Annotated in this window: 10 protein-coding genes; 3 read left to right on the top strand and 7 right to left on the bottom strand. The window is 68.1% G+C overall.

Features of this window, described 5'->3' with window-relative positions; all coding sequences use genetic code 11:
• Positions 1-329: 329 nt before the first annotated feature.
• The gene (locus tag ACXAD2_RS07140; protein WP_475168662.1) at positions 330-3,431 is read right to left on the bottom strand and encodes an autotransporter outer membrane beta-barrel domain-containing protein; all 3,102 of its coding nucleotides are present in this window, start codon (positions 3,429-3,431) and stop codon (positions 330-332) included.
• Between the two features lie 456 nt (positions 3,432-3,887).
• Here ACXAD2_RS07140 and ACXAD2_RS07135 point away from each other — a divergent pair, with 456 nt between their 5' ends.
• From ACXAD2_RS07135 to ACXAD2_RS07125, 3 genes are all read left to right on the top strand, one after another.
• A complete protein-coding gene (locus tag ACXAD2_RS07135; protein WP_475168660.1) occupies positions 3,888-4,694 on the top strand; it encodes a DUF4394 domain-containing protein in 807 nt (268 codons plus the stop codon).
• A gap of 398 nt (positions 4,695-5,092) precedes the next feature.
• Positions 5,093-5,557, top strand: coding sequence for a sigma-70 family RNA polymerase sigma factor (locus ACXAD2_RS07130; protein WP_475168868.1), 465 nt, complete (start codon positions 5,093-5,095; stop codon positions 5,555-5,557).
• Entirely contained in the window at positions 5,554-6,312 is a 759-nt protein-coding gene (locus ACXAD2_RS07125; protein WP_475168657.1) for an anti-sigma factor, read from the top strand. Before ACXAD2_RS07130 ends, ACXAD2_RS07125 begins: the two co-directional genes overlap by 4 nt.
• 178 nt (positions 6,313-6,490) lie before the next feature.
• Here the strand turns inward: ACXAD2_RS07125 and ACXAD2_RS07120 are convergent, their stop codons facing one another.
• From ACXAD2_RS07120 to ACXAD2_RS07095, 6 genes are all read right to left on the bottom strand, one after another.
• The gene (locus ACXAD2_RS07120; protein ID WP_475168655.1) at positions 6,491-6,622 is read right to left on the bottom strand and encodes a hypothetical protein; all 132 of its coding nucleotides are present in this window, start codon (positions 6,620-6,622) and stop codon (positions 6,491-6,493) included.
• Between the two features lie 524 nt (positions 6,623-7,146).
• Positions 7,147-8,592, bottom strand: a complete 1,446-nt coding sequence (locus ACXAD2_RS07115; protein WP_475168653.1) for a hypothetical protein — start codon at positions 8,590-8,592, stop codon at positions 7,147-7,149.
• Positions 8,589-9,662: a family 8 glycosyl hydrolase gene (locus ACXAD2_RS07110; protein ID WP_475168651.1), complete on the bottom strand. Its 1,074-nt coding sequence runs from the start codon at positions 9,660-9,662 to the stop codon at positions 8,589-8,591. Before ACXAD2_RS07110 ends, ACXAD2_RS07115 begins: the two co-directional genes overlap by 4 nt.
• The gene (locus tag ACXAD2_RS07105) at positions 9,659-11,905 is read right to left on the bottom strand and encodes a cellulose biosynthesis cyclic di-GMP-binding regulatory protein BcsB (protein WP_475168647.1); all 2,247 of its coding nucleotides are present in this window, start codon (positions 11,903-11,905) and stop codon (positions 9,659-9,661) included. Before ACXAD2_RS07105 ends, ACXAD2_RS07110 begins: the two co-directional genes overlap by 4 nt.
• A gap of 4 nt (positions 11,906-11,909) precedes the next feature.
• Complete coding sequence (gene bcsA / locus ACXAD2_RS07100) at positions 11,910-14,330, bottom strand: UDP-forming cellulose synthase catalytic subunit (protein WP_475168645.1); 2,421 nt, start codon at positions 14,328-14,330, stop codon at positions 11,910-11,912.
• Entirely contained in the window at positions 14,327-14,965 is a 639-nt protein-coding gene (locus ACXAD2_RS07095; protein ID WP_475168644.1) for a hypothetical protein, read from the bottom strand. The genes bcsA and ACXAD2_RS07095 overlap by 4 nt, the downstream gene beginning before the upstream one ends.
• Between the last annotated feature and the right edge of the window lie 127 nt (positions 14,966-15,092).

Raw genomic sequence — 15,092 nt, 5'->3', positions numbered from 1 at the left:
GATGGGTCGCAAATGGCAACAGGCCCCGGCCGCTGTTGCGCAGCGTCAGGGCGGGGAGCCGTTGGCGGATGTCGCGCACGGGGCACCTTACCCGTGATTGTGCAGTGATTTCAGCGCTGACCAAGGGTCTTGTCCGTCGGATTGGAGGCTGGAATTGAGTAAGTCGTCGGGCCTGCGCGTAACGATGGGCCGGGGGAAACGCTCAGGCCAGAGCAGGGTGTCAGGCAAGAGCGACGCGCCGGGCCAGAAGAAAACATCAGCTCAAAACCGGCAGCTGGTCAGGGCGCTGTCGGTCAGACGCATTGCGCCGGGCAAATTGCGCCGCGCCGTTACGCGTGTTCGTCGTCGCTGCCGCCGCCGTCGCGCAGCAGCCCGCCCAGCAGCCCTTCACCCGCGCCGGTGTCGAAGAGGCCGGCCAGGGTGCCGTCGATCGCGTCCTCGCCCAGCAGGCTGTCGTCGCCTTCGGCCACCGTGCCCGCCGGTTCCTCGGCGAAGGGGTCGCCAGCCGGATCCTCGGCGGTCTCGAAGAGCGCGTCAAAGGCGCCCTGGGCGCCCGACAGAATGTCGCCATCCACCGCGCTGCCGAGAATCTCGGTGAGCAGGGCGTCGATCTCGGCGCTGTCGTCGGCATCTTCGTGGCTATCCGCCCCAGGCTGTTCCACCAGCGCCCCGCCCAGCCCGTCGTCGAGCCCGAGGCCGGCGAGAAGCTCGGCCGTGCTGTCGTCCGGCGCGGCACTGCCCTCGCCGTCGCTGGCGACGCCGAACGGATCGTCTTCGCCAAGCAGCCCGCCAAGCACATCATCGAGCAGCATGTCCTCGCCGCTGCTCGAGAGCAGCGATTCGACAAAATCGTCCTCGGCCGTCGCGGGTTGGGCGGCCGCGGCTCCAGTTTCCGCTTCCGGCGCAGGGTCCGGGGTTTGCGCGTCAAGCTCGGGGTCCGCCAGCGCGCCCGGACCCTGGCCCAAGATGTTCAGCGACAGGTCCGGCACCAAGGTATCGGCCAGCGCGGCAAGGTCCGGCTCGGCGTCCCCGAGCAGCGTGTCGAGGAGACCTGCCTCGGGCTCGGGCTCCGGCGCCGGGTCGGTGACCGAGGGCTCGGCGGGGGTGTCGGCTTCGGTGAGGCTGGCGTCGAGCCCGGCGATCTGCGCGATGACACCGACCGGGTCGCGCTCGGGGCGCGTTGCCGCGGGCGAACCGTCACTGCCGGCACCGATGAGCGACCCCAGCAGCCCACCATCCCCCGCGACGATGTCGAGTGTGCTCTCGAGAAGCCCGTCCTCGCCGGTCACTTCGTCGAGCGCACCGGTGACGATACCCTCGTCGCCTGTGAGGCTGTCGAGCAGGCCGTCGTCCCCCGCAGCGATATCGAGCGTGGAGCCTAGAAGACCGTCCTCGCCGGTGACGGCATCGAGCGTACCGGTGACGATGCCCTCGTCGCCAGTGAGGCTGTCGAGCAGGCCGTCATCGCCGGCGACTGTATCGAGCGTAGAGTCGAGAAGCCCGTCTTCTCCGGCGACCGCATCGAGCGCACCGGTGACGATGCCTTCTTCGCCGGTGAGGCTATCCAGCAGGCCATCGTCCCCCACGACGATATCGAGAGTGTTGTCTAGGAGCCCGTCCTCTCCGGTGACCGGATCGAGCGTACCGGTGACGATGCCTTCTTCGCCGGTGAGGCTGTCCAGCAGGCCGTCGTCCCCCGCAACGATATCGAGGGTGTTCTCGAGGAGCGCGTCCTCTCCGGTGACTGCATCGAGCGCACCGGTGACGATACCGTCTTCGCCGGTGAGGCTATCCAGCAGACCATCGTCCCCCGCGACGACGTCGAGCGTGTTGTCGAGGAGCCCGTCTTCGCCGGTGACTTCGTCGAGCGCACCGGTGACGATACCTTCTTCGCCGGTGAGGCTGTCGAGAAGGCCGTCGTCGCCTGCGACGATATCGAGCGTGTTGTCTAGGAGCCCGTCTTCGCCGGCGACCGCATCAAGCGCACCGGTGACGATACCTTCCTCGCCGGTGAGGCTGTCGAGCAGGCCATCGTCCCCCGCCACGATATCGAGTGTGGAGTCTAGAAGCCCGTCTTCGCCAGTGACCGCATCAAGCGCGCCGGTGACGATACCTTCTTCGCCTGTGAGGCTGTCGAGAAGGCCGTCTTCGCCTGCAACGATGTCGAGGGTGGAGTTGAGAAGCCCGTCTTCTCCGGTGACCACATCGAGCGTGCCGGTGACTATGCCCTCTTCGCCGGTGAGGTTGTCGAGCAGGCCGTCGTCTCCCGCGACTGTATCGAGCGTGGAATTGAGAAGCCCATCTTCTCCGGTGACCGCATCGAGCGCACCGGTGACGATACCGTCTTCGCCGGTGAGGCTATCCAGCAGGCCATCGTCCCCCGCCACGATATCGAGGGTGGAGTCGAGGAGCCCGTCCTCTCCGGCGACCGCATCGAGCGCGCCGGTGACGATGCCTTCTTCGCCGGTGAGGCTATCCAGCAGGCCATCGTCCCCCGCCACGATATCGAGGGTGGAGTTGAGAAGCCCGTCCTCTCCGGCGACCGCATCGAGCGCGCCGGTGACGATGCCTTCTTCGCCGGTGAGGCTATCCAGCAGACCGTCATCTCCCGCGACGATATCGAGGGTGGAGTCGAGAAGCCCGTCTTCTCCGGTGACCACATCGAGCGTGCCGGTGACGATCTCCTCTTCTCCGGCAAGCCCATCCAGCGGGCCATCGTCGCCGGCGAGGGTTTCCTCCGTCCCGGGGGGCGTGTCGGCCTGGGCCCGTTCGGCGTTCTCTGCCGGGTCCGCTGCGGGAGGGGATACTGGGGTGCCGGGGGCCTCGGTTGCTGCGGGGCTTGTGGTGGGGTTTGCGGTGGAGGTGGGGGTGTCGCTGGCGGGGGCCAGTGGCGCGGGCTTGGCGGTAGTTGTCTGGGGGGCTGCGACCTCGGACGTCGGCGCGGCGGTGTCGCCCTGTGTCGGCGTGCTCTCGCCTTCGGGAGCCACGGGTGCGTCTGGCGTGGCGGCAACCGGCCCTGCCTGTCCGGCGGGCGCGGTGGGGTCCGTCTTTGCCTGCAGCGCGGCGGTCGGCGTGGTGGCCGTGGCGCCGGGTGCGGAGGGCTCAGAGCTGTCGGACATGTCGCTCGCGGCAGCCGTGCGTCCCGCACCGTCGGCTGCCAGCGCAGCGCCGGGGGCCGCATCTGCGGCGGGGGTGCCGGTTGAACGGGGGGGCTCGAAATTCGGGTCGCGCAGCGCCTCGCGGGCAGAGGCGGTGCCGGTCTGCGCCGCCAGCCCCATGCCGATCGCCGCGGCATTGGCGGCAGCGGCGGTTTGGCCGAAATCGCTGCGCGACGAAGACGGCGTGCGGTGCGGCGCATAGGGCTCGGCGGCGGCTGTCTCTTTCGACAGTCGCTGCTCGCTGTTGCGATCCTTGCCCTTCGAGTCAGACACCAAGGTCTCTCCTTTTGCGATTCACGCTGCGCTCCCGGTCGCGCTGATACGGTCTTGCGGGCATCCCGGCGCCCGCGGGGCTGGGCGAGGGGGGGAGTCTTTCGCGCAGGGTATACCGCGCCACAGCGATAATACAGCAAAAGAAATCTAAAAGTCTATAACCCAAAGTATGTGTCCGCCCGACGATAGCGCAAAGGCCCGTCGGCGCCGGTCGGGCGGGGCGTTGCGGGGGCACGCATGGGGCCATGCATAGGGGGGTCACACACAGGGGGCCATGTACGGGGCGAGTCACGGGGCCGGCCATGGGCCCCGCGCGGGCGAGCCAGTGCGCCCATGCCCTCAGACATCTCGGACGGGACAATTTTTTTCTGGGATGCATCCAAACCCGACCGCCGCCGAGTCCTCTGGGTATCAAGGCCGCGGATTGGCCGCGCCGAGACCTGAGGAGACCGACCCATGCCCAAGCATATTTCCGCCCTGACCCTGCTGCTGACCACCTCTGCCGCCACGGGCGCGCTTGCCGATGATCACGGCGCGCTGACGGCGATCGGACTGAGCGGCGACAAGATGCTGCATATGATCGACGCCACCACCGCCACGGTGACCAGCTCCATGGAAGTCTCTGGCGTCGACCGGCTGCTCGGCATCGATCTGCGCCCCTCGAACGGTCAGCTGATCGGCGTCACCGACAGCTTCGAGATCGTCGAGATCGACCCCGAGACCGGCGCCGCCACGGTGATCTCGACCATGGACAAGGAGCTTATGATCGAGGGCGACGCCCCGGTGATCGTCGACTTCAATCCGATGGCGGACAAGCTGCGCTTCATGTCGGGCATCACGAACCACCGCGTCGATATCGAGAGCGGCGGCGTGACGGTCGACGGCTCGCTGGCCTTCGAAGAGGCCGACATGCATGCGGGCGAGGCTCCGGCCATCGTCGCGGCGGCCTATATCAACAGCTACGGCAAGCCCGAAAGCACCGCGATGTATGACATCGACAGCACCATTATCGCGCTGATCCAGCAGACCTCGCCCAATGACGGCACGCTGGCGGCGATCGGCAAGCTCGGCATCGAGGGCGCGGAGCATTACGCCTTCGATATCGCCACCGACGCCGAGGGCGGCAACACCGCCTGGCTGGTGGCGGCGGGCCAGCTGCACACCGTCTCGCTCGAGGATGGCTTGGTTCAGGAGAGCTGGGACATCGAGGACGCCGGCGATGCGATGCTGCGCGACATCACCTTCATGACCACCGGCATGTAAGGCCGGGCAACGCGAAGCCCCGCGGCAGAGGACGCCAGGGCAAGCCGCTCCGGCGGGCGCGGGGTCTCCGCGCCCGCTGAGCGCCCGCTGAGCGCCCGCTGAGCGTGCGCTTCCGGCGCGGACTGGCGGAGTGAGCCGGGCGGTCAGGAATGGGCGGTTGGGACCGAGCAGATCGGACTGGGCAATGCGAACCGGGCAGCTCGAACCAGGCCTATCGAACTGGGCGCGCAGGCGCCCGCGGCACCGCAGAATTTGACAGGCCGCATCATGGCCTCTAGCCCTTGGACATGGCCGCTTCGCAACAGGGTGGCACAGGGGGAGCGACAGGTCACGTGACGGATCATGCAGCCTTGATCAGGGCCTGCGCAGGCGGCGACACCGCGGCCCTGCACGGCATCATGTCGGCGGAAGGCGGGCGCATGCTAGGCATCGCGCGGCGCATGCTGGGCCGCGCCGATCTCGCCGAGGATGCGGTGCAGGAGGCGCTGGCGCTGGTCTGGCTCCGGGCGCATCAGTTCGACCCGGGCCGGGGCAGCGCCAGGGGTTGGATCTACACCATTCTGCGCAACCGCTGCCTGACCATGCTGCGCAGCGAGGACCGCGAGGTGGCAACGGCCCCCGAGGTCATCGACCGCGCCTCGGAGCGCGGAGTGGTCGATGCCGCCTTCGACCGGCTGCCAAGCGCATCGGATCTGCGGCACTGTTTGGAAGGGCTGGACGAGGCGACGCGGCTGGCGATCCTGTCGGCGCATGTGCTGGGCCACAGCCATGGCGAGATCGCCGGGCGGCTAGCGACACCGCTGGGGACAGTGAAGGCGCGCATCCGCCGCGGCCTGCTCAAGCTGAGGGAGTGTCTGTCATGACGGAACGTTCTCTTGACCTGCTGATCGACGAGGTCGTCCTCGGGCTGGCGTCCGAGGTCGATGTGGCGCGGCTCGAAACGCTGGCTGCCGGCGATCCCGAGGTCGCCGCGCGGCTCGAGCGGGCGCGCCAGCGTTTCGCCCCGCTCGACGAGACCGCCGAGGAGGTTCCGCTGCCCGATGGCTTCTGGGAGCGCCTTGCGCCGCGGCTGGAGCGCCCGGTCGAGGCGGTGCCGCCCGCCGCGCCCGAAATCACCCAGCCTGAAACTGCCCAGCATGAAACCACTGGCGCCGACGTCATCGCGCTGGTGCCGCTGCGCGCGCGCGTCGCCCGCTGGCGCAGTGCCGCCGTCGGTGGCATCGCCGCCAGCCTGCTGCTGGCCGCGCTGCTCGGTTGGTCGCTGCTGTCGCAGCCGGAGTCGCGGGTGGTGGCGGTGCTGCTGGATGATCGCGGCGAGGCCATCGCACTCGTCGAAAGCAGCTCGGACAACACGACCCGCGTCACCCTGCTGGAACGGCCGGATGTGCCCGCCGGGCAAGTGATGCAGGTCTGGACCAAGCCCGAGGAAGATGGCCAGCCGGTGTCGCTTGGCCTGCTCTCTGCCGGGCTGTCACGGGTGCTGAGCGTCGAGGGTCTGCCCGAGCCGCATCCGACGCAGCTTTATGAGATCACCTTCGAGCCTGCGGGCGGCTCGCCGACCAACCTGCCGACGGGTCCGATCCTCGGCAAGGGGCTTGCCAAGGAGCCGGTGACCTAAGGGGGTGAGGATGAAAGGGGGGCGACCCGCAACGGGAGGGGGCTGCCGTCAGGACCATCGGAACGTCTGGCCTGAGGGGAAGTAGTGGTGTGGCTGTGGAGGTGGGATGTGGTGACGGGGCTCTTCACCACATCGCGGGAAGGCAGCGCTAGGTGCCTTCCGCCGCTTGCGTGGCTGCTCAGGCAGCGCTGCTCAGGAAGCTGATGACGGTCACCAGGACCGCGGCGCCGACGATGAGTTCGAAGGCCTGGGCACGGATCCAGCGGCGGGATTTCTGCTGTGCGGCGCGTTCGATTTCGAGCTGGCTCATGGTGTCGTCCTCCGGGTCTTCCTGAATTTCAGAGCAGGTCACTTGCTGTCCCGCTCTGAAGACATGGATACCCCGCGCCATCGCCGAGGAGCAGCCCCGCGCCGGGCTAGATCAGGGCGAAAAGGGAGGCACCGGATAGCGCGAACGGAGAGGGCCCGGCCCGCGGGTATCTCGAACCTATCCTTTAGGATTGGTTCTCGGAGAGCCCCGCGGGCCCCAGACCGGCCAGCCCCCCGCGCGCCGCGGCCGCCCGGTGCGTGCCGCATGGCCTGCGGGGCTGTTGGCAAGGGGCTGTTTTAAGGCGAGTTTGCGGGCGATGGCCGGACGAGGGCCTGCAAAAGCGGCTCGCCAACAGGAGAGCCGCGCCACCAGCCTGCCAAGGAGCGGCCAGCGCTGCAGAGCCTGAACCGGAGGGTGCCAAGACCTGCCCTGCCAACGGGCGGCCCGCATCGGGAGAGGCGGCAGCAACAAAGTCTGCCAACGAGCGACCTGAACCGCGGAGGGGTGCCCGCCCGCAGGTAAGGTCAGCGCAGGGCCTCGGACAGCGCGCGGCGCGAGGCCGGTGTCGCCATCTGATCGTGAAGCTGCTGGAATTCGGCGCGGGCCTGTGCCTTCTGTCCCGAGTTCAGGTAGGCGTAGCCGCGCAGCAGCGCGAGATCGCGGCGCACCACGCCGGTAACGCGCTCAAGCTCGTCGAAATAGGCAATGGCGCGACCGTAGTCCCGGCGGTTGTAGGCGGCGACGCCACGCTTGTCGAGAATCTGGCTTTCGATCTCAAGCCGCTGATCCGGGGTGAAATGCGTCGCCGCCGCGACGCCCGCGGCTTCGTCCACCATGTTCAGCTGCAGCATGACCAGCGCCTGCCCATAGCGGGCATCGCGGCGGCCCTGCGCGGACGGCGCGCGGCTGGCGGCATCGGCGAAATCTGAAAGCGCCTGCATGGGCCGGTCCGCGTTGAGCGCGCACCAGCCGCGCTGCGCAACGGTCTCGGGATTGCGCGCGGTGGCAGTGGCGGCTAGGCAGCTGGCCCAATCGCCGCGCTCGGCGGCGCCGCGCGCCTGCGACAGCCCGGCAGAGGCGGGCGCGGTGCGGGTGGTGCTCGGTGCCGGCGACTGCAGCGCTGCGGCGCGCTGCGGCCGGCCCACCGGGCGCAGGCTGACGGCCGGGGGGACCCCCGCCGCGCCGGGCGCGCCCGGCGCGATCTCGAGCGGGGTCAGGGGATCGAGCGGGCGCGCGCCGGTCTCGGCCTGCGCCTGCGCCAGCATCCCGGCGCGGAGCCTGTCCTCGATCGAGGTCAGGCGGACGGCGGCGGCGGGGGCCTGTTCGCGGGTGAGATCGGCGAGCCGCTCGAGCTGCGCGAGGCTGGCGATATCCGCGGATTTCTCCAGCGTCGCGACAAGGATGTCGGGGTCGGAGCAGCTGCGGGTGATGCCGGTGTAGACCCCGAGTGCCGAGGTGACATCGCCGATGGACTGGTATTGCTCGGCCAGAAGCCAGGCATTGTTGACCCGCTCGCAGCGCAGCAGGGCGGAATTGTTGCGCGCGACGCGGATGGCTACGTCGGGGTTGTTCGCGGCGACCGCGGTATCGAAACTGGCCTGCGCCTCAGAGAGCGCCAGGGTTTCCAGCAGCTCCGCCGAGGGGGCCCAATTGGGGTATTCCCGGCTGATGTCGGCGATGGTCCCGCGCGCGGCTTCGAATTCCCCGGCTTCGACCTGCCGGTAGATGCGGTCGATCATCTCGCCGGGCACGTTGCGTTCGAGCTGGCCCAGATCATCGGGAACCACCCAGCCGGGGTATTGCAGCTGCAGCCGTCGGATCTCGGAGGTGACCGCCTGCTGGTTGTTCTCGGACATGTAGAAGCGCAGCGCCTGAAGGTCGGCGTCGGTGGGAGACTGCGACAGCGCCGGTGCGCCGGTGAGGCAGCAGGCAGCGACGAGCGAAAGACCTATGTGCCTGAGTTTGCTCATATCGGGATACACATCGGCGAGGCTTCGATCTGGGCGATCATGGTAAAAAGTTGCAGCGTTCCCGGATAGTAGGGCGATCCGGTCGAGAAGGGCGGGATTCGAGATCCGACGCTCTGCCGCACAGTGCATTTGGCGAGCGCCGAGATCGCCTTGTAGCCCGGATCGTTGCTGGTCGAGAGCGCGCGCCCGGTCTCGCGGTCAATAACCGTGGCGACCAGGCCCGGGGCTACCTGCTCCTGTGCCTCGGCGTAGCGATATACGGCGGGGTGATCGCGCAGCCCGGACCAGATCAGGTAGAGCGGCAGACGCATGGCCTCGTAGCCGGAATCGAAGGAATACCCCTCGGCGGCGCGGATGCCGCTGGGTGTCACCTCGACCCAATCGGGCACGACGCCGTCCTGCGCCAGTGTCCGCGCCACCTCGACGGCACCGCGGGCGGCCTGCGCGAGGACAGGCGCATCGAGGTCGGTGGCAAGCTCGGTCATGGCCAGCGGCATGGCGTAACACGGGTTGTAGATGAAGCCGGTGTCGGTCTCGAACCCCTGGGCACCCGGGATCAGCAGCGGATCCAAGCCTTCACCGCCGGGATGCGGCGCGATGCAGGACGCCACGATGTCGGCGACTATGAGCCGCGCGGTCTCGCGGTACTCGGGGACGTTGAACCGGCGCGCGGCGCGCAGCAGCGCCCAGGCCCGGAAGAGATCGCCGTCGCTGGCGTTGTTGAGGTCGGGCACCTTCACCGGATCGTCGGGGAACCAGCGCCAGGCCATCAGGTTGTCCGAGCGGATGGCGAGGTTCAGCCGCGCCCAGGTCTCCATACTGTCGAATGAGCGCTGGTCGCCGAGGGTCGCCGCCAACAGCATGCCGTAGCCCTGGCCCTCGGAATGGCTGGATCTGCGCTGCAACTGATCGACGACGCGGCCGGTCGCATCCAGGTTCGAGGACCGCCACGCCAGCCAGACATCTTCCAGCTTCGCCTCCAGCCCGAGGGCCTGGGCCGCAACCTCCGGGGCAGCGCCATTCAGCGCGGCCAGGGCTGCCATTCCCGAAAGCAAACTGCGCCGGTTCATGTCTTTCTCCGTCGGCTCACGATCAGGAGCCCCATTGCCGACAGTGCGCAGCCGATGGCGAGCAGGAAAAGGGGGGCGATGTACCTTCCCGGCGAGAGTGTAACATAGTTGCCGACAACGGCGCGGGCGTTCCGCAGGGTCAGCGGCTCCAGCAGGCTGAGCGGGCGGTTGGCCGATCTCCAGACCTGCCACTTGCCGTCGAAGCCAAACAGCGAGACCTGTCCCTTCGGCCCTTCCGAGCGGTCATGCATGTCCACCAACGAGGCAACCAGTCGCTCGTAATCTGTGTTGGGGCGCACCACCAGCCACAGGTCTTCGGGGGTCTCCATGCTCGGCTGGATCAGCATCGCCTCGGCGGAGCGGTCCAGCAGCCAGCTGTCGAGATCGGATTCGGGGCCGCGCCAGAGCGAGGCGATCTTGCCCTTCAGCTCGCGCAGCCGGCCGATGGCCTCGCGGCGGTCGACGAAGACCCGCCACCAGCCGCGCTGATCGACGGTGGCCCAAGGGTCCGGGCCCTGTCCGGTGGGCGCCGGCGCCGAAAGCAGCACCTCCTCGAGCATCGAGACGTTCTTGCTGACGATATCGCCGGGAATGCTCGACAGGTCGGCGGGGATCCCGATCCGGATGCTGCCGATCCGCGGCAGGCCATTCTGCGCCGCCGCGCCGCGCTCGTCCGGGGCGTAGATCGAGGCGATCTGCGGCAGTAGGCCGATGGGCAGGCTGCGCTGCGCCGCCTCGCTCATGGAAATCCGCGAGACGTCGAGCGAGGCAAGGGTGCGGTCGATCCGCGGCAGCGTCATGCTCGGGCTTGCCGGGACATCGAGCCGGGTGGTGTCGAAGACCTGGAAGACCGGCTCGGATCTGGGCGCGCAGGCGGCATCGGCGGGCTCGCCAGGCACGAGCGCCTCGAAGCTCAATTCGTTCACCCCGGGCTGCAGCTTGCTGGCGGCGAAGGGGATCGGCAGCGGATCAAGCCGCCGTCCGGCCTGCGCGGGATCGTCCAGCGGCAGCAGGCGCACGGTCTCGCCGTTCAGCTTCACCAGCAGCAGCGAGCCGGCGGGCAGATCCTCTGCAAAGGCATAGTCCAGCCGCAGGCGCGCCTCTTGCGAGGCGAGCACCAGCCAGTCCCACGGCAATCGGAACGAAATCGACTGGTCGATGTAATGCCCGCGCCCTTCGAGCGTGCCGACGCCGAGATCAGACAGGGTCTGCGGCGCACCGGGGGTCGCTTCGGGCAGGGTCTTCTCGTAGCGCAATTCGCCGAGCGCGCCGGTCAGCAGCGCCTCGATCTTTTCGGCCTCGCCGCTGTTGGTGAGCAGCACGATGGCGCCGTCGCCGCCGTGGCGAAACGCCGGCAGGTCGGGCATCGCGTATTGCTCGGGCAGGGCGGTCACCCGCGCCAGCGTGGTGCCGGGCGGGGCCACGGAATAGTAGTCGTCGACGGTGATCTCCGGCGGCAGCCCGCCGAACAGGCTTTCGATCCGCGCCACCGACGGCGAGGCATTGATCACCTGCACGAAATTCGCGTTCGCCAGCTCGAAATTCCCGCCCTGACCGAGCTGCGCCGCGATGGCGGCCATGAAGCCCAGCGGGTCGGGGCCAAGATCGGACCGTGGCACCGTGATGCCGCTGCGGTGCGCGATGATATCCGTCCAGAGCCCAAACGAGGCATCCGGCCCGCAGAGCACCCGGTGGACCTGTTCGAGGCGCAGCTCCACAAGGTTGCGCCCGGCCTTCAGCACACCGTCGGGAACGGCGAGCGGTGCCGTGCCCGCCGCCGAAAAGTTGTCGAGCCGGATGGTGCCGATCTCGGTGCCGTTGACCATGACCGTGGCATGCGAACGCTCGGGCAGCAGGTTGATCGAGCTCAGCGTCGCCACCTCCAGCATCGCGCCGTCGATCTGCCGAGGTAGAAACAGCCAGAAGCCCTCCGCTGGGTATTCGCCCTGCATGCGGTGGCCGGCGGTCTCGCCGTCCTGCGGGCTGCGCGGACGCAGCGGCAGCAGCACATCGCTGGCCTGCTCGCTTTCGCCGGAGGCCGGTCCGGCGGCTGTGTCGGGGGCGGGCCATTGCTGCCGGTTGGCGGGCTCGCCCGGAAGCCCGGGTTGCGGGCGCAACGGGGCATCGCGCGAGGTCCCGGCGGGCGGGAACGCATCAAGCTGGATCTGCTGCGCGCCGGTCCAGGAAGTCTGCAGCGCGAGGGCGGGAAGGATGGCCAGGATCAGTCGTCTGGTCGCATGCATGGCGCTACTCCTCGACCCTGAGGTAGTCGTCGGGCTGCGCGGCAATCGCCGGAACCGTCACCGCAACGGTCGCTGGGACAGCTGCCCGCTCGGTGGCCCTTGCGGACGCTGTGAAGGCATCCTCGAACAGGGTTTCATCGGCCTCGGGCTCGCCGCTGCGCCGCGTCAGCTCGCGCGCGAAGTCGAAGATGGTGCGCGGCAGGGCGATCGCACTCTTGGCCAGAACATAGAGCAGACCGGCGACCAGTGTGCTGCTCTGCGCGTGCAGCTTGCGGAAGAACTGCCACCTGCGGCTGTCGCCGTAGACCACATGGGCCGTCAGCCGTGCCGCCTGTACCATCTGCTCCGGGGCGACCCTGAGTTCGATCATGGTGCCGTCGACCCCCGCGCGGACTTCGGAGACGGTCAGCGGCAGGGCGGTTTCGAGGTCTGGGGCCTTGGGCAGGCTCGGGTAGAGCGTGACATTGGCGCCGATTTGCTCGGCGCTCCAAGCCTCATGCGCGAGGTCCTTGACCTGCAGCTGCAGGCGCTCGGGGCTGGCGGAAACGATCGCCACCTGATCCTCGCGCTGCGCCTCCGGGGCGCCGTGTTCGGCGCTGAAGTTGCCAACAGGATCGGCAGTGAGATTGGCGCTGCCGGCGGGTTCGGCTCGGGTGATCCGCCCCGAGGCGGAAACCGCGGTGCGCGGCCGCAGCAGCCGGCGCGGGCGCTCGAAAACCGCGCGCAGGGCGAAAGCCGCCAGCACAAAATTGTAGAGCGCCCAGGCCCCGACGATCTGCACGACCGAGCGGTCGCCGGGAAAGGCGTACCAGCGGTAGGCCCCGGCGGCGAGCCCCGCCAGCAGCAGCAGCACCAGAAGCGTGAGCGGGCGGTAGATCGGCGACAGGAACGCATGCTCGAGGCTGCCGTCCTTGGCGGTCACCTTGAAGGTCGCCGCGCGCGGGCGTAGCACGGTCTCGACCAGCGCCTTGAGCAGATAGGGGGTCTGCGCGATTTCGTAGACCTCGGAAATCTGCGGCCATCGCACCTCGGAGAACAGCGCATTCTGCACCATGAAGCCGATCAGCAGGTAGGGCAGGATGTAGACGAAGACCTCTTCGGGCTCGACGACGAAAATCTCGAGGCCGAAGAACAGGTAGAACAGCGGGCTGAGCAAAAAGATCGTGCGGACCAGTGGGAACAGCCAGAAACTCATGGAATTGAGGTAGCACAGCCGCTGTGGCAGCGAGAGCCCGCTGCGGAAGATCGGGTTCTTGAGGATCAGCATCTGGATCATCCCCGTCGCCCAGCGGCCGCGCTGCTGGATGAAAGAGGCGAAGGTCTCGGGTTGCAGACCCGCGATCATGGCGTGATCGAGATACATGCTCTCCCAGCCGCGGGCATGGATGTCGAGCGCGGTTTCGGCGTCCTCGGTGATGGTCTCGCCTGAGATGCCGCCGACCTCGTCGAGCGCCCGGCGCCGCAACAGCGCGGCCGACCCGCAGAAGAACGCGCCGCCCAGCCGGTCGAGCCCCCGGTGGATCTCAGAATAGAACATCTCGTTCTCCGAGGGGCAGTTCTCGGGAAGGGCGAGGTTGCGTTCGATCGGGTCGCGGTTGGTGAAGAAGTGCGGGGTCTGCACCAGAAACAGCCGCGGGCGTTCGGCGAAGTAGCCGACGGTTCGCGCAAGGAAATCCGGCGTCGGCACGTGGTCCGCATCGAGGATCAGCACAAGCTCTCCGCTGACCTTCTGCAGGGCTGCATTGAGGTTGCCGGCCTTGGCGTGCTCGTTCTTTGGACGGGTGGTGTAGACCACGCCGAGCTCGCGGCAGAGCGCCTGCAGGTTTGCCCGGCGCGCCTGCGCCTTTTCCGAAATCGCCGGATCACTATGGGCGCAGCGCTGATCGGTGCCACCGTCATCGCAGAGCACGACGGTCTTCTTGTCATCGGGGTACGAGATGCGCTTGGCTGCGGCCAGCGTGACCGCCAGCAGCTCGGGGCTCTCGTCGTAGCTCGGCACAAGGATATCGACCGTCGGCACGTCGCTGAGCTTGATCGGCGCGGGTCGCGGGTGGGTTACAGGATCGGCGGTGACCAGCGCGGTGAGAAAGAACAGCCCGACGGTGAAAGTCTCGGCCCCGAACAGGATCAGCGCCGCGATCAGCGAGACCGGATCGTCCGGCGACGGCAGCGTCTCGAAGGCGCGCCAGAGCCAGTAGCGCAGCACGAACACTCCGGCGATCGACATCACCACGAAGCGTATCGAGATCCGCGTGCCGACCAGCGGTTTTAACGCGTAGATCAGCACACAGGCGATCAGCGCCAGCAGGCCCTGCGTGCTGACCGAGATCGGCACCGAGGCCAGAAACAGCAACGGCACGGTAAGCACCACCCAAACTCCGAACAGCAGGAGAGAGGTGGCGGGCTGCGCATTGGATGACTTCATGGAAGCGGCCCCGCCAGCGGTGAGAGCATTTGTGGGGCAGCGACGGGATCAAGCGGGCTTGCGGCAAATCCGACCGCTGCGGGCCCGATCGGGGCCAGCGCCTCTTCCTCGCTGCCATGGAGACAGTTGCGCAGCATCATGTCCATGGCCGGCGTGCCGCGCAGCACGGTGCGGCTAGTGGCCTCGAGACGGCGGAACGCCAGCACGCAGTTGAGCCCGGCATTGTTGGTCCAGCGCGCCCAGCTCATCATGCCGAGCGCGTCCTCGGTGGTGCGGAACGTCAGCTCCTCGAAGCGTTCGAAGGGCGGCGGCGTGCCCTGCGACGAGGCCAGCAGATCGGCCGGACGGAAGCGCCCGCCAAGCGAGAGCGGCGAGCGTTCGGACTGCAGCAGGATGAAATTTTCGCCGCGCATGGCGGTCAGATTGGGCAGTAGGATGCGCTGCTCGGTGATAGAGCGGTAGCGGCGCTCCAGCACCATCTCGGCCTCCGGCACCGAGATCCACGCGCTCGACAGAGGCTGATACTGGTAGGGCGCGTCGTCAAGGCGCGCTTGAAACTCGGTGTAGCTGAGCGGAAAGCTCGCGCAGGCCGCAAGCAAAAGGCATGGAAACCCCAGCAAGAGGAGGCAAGTCATGCGGGCGACCTTTGCCGCCATTCTACTGCTCTGACAGGGCATAAACGTGGAAACCAAACCTAGCATCAAGCGCTTGTAACTAGCTTGAGCGGACTCAGATAGCAGGTCTATAGGCGAAGTCTCGCTG

The sequence above is a fragment of the Salipiger sp. ABN3_019 genome (assembly GCF_056158605.1).
This window is presented reverse-complemented; position numbering and strand designations above follow the sequence as displayed.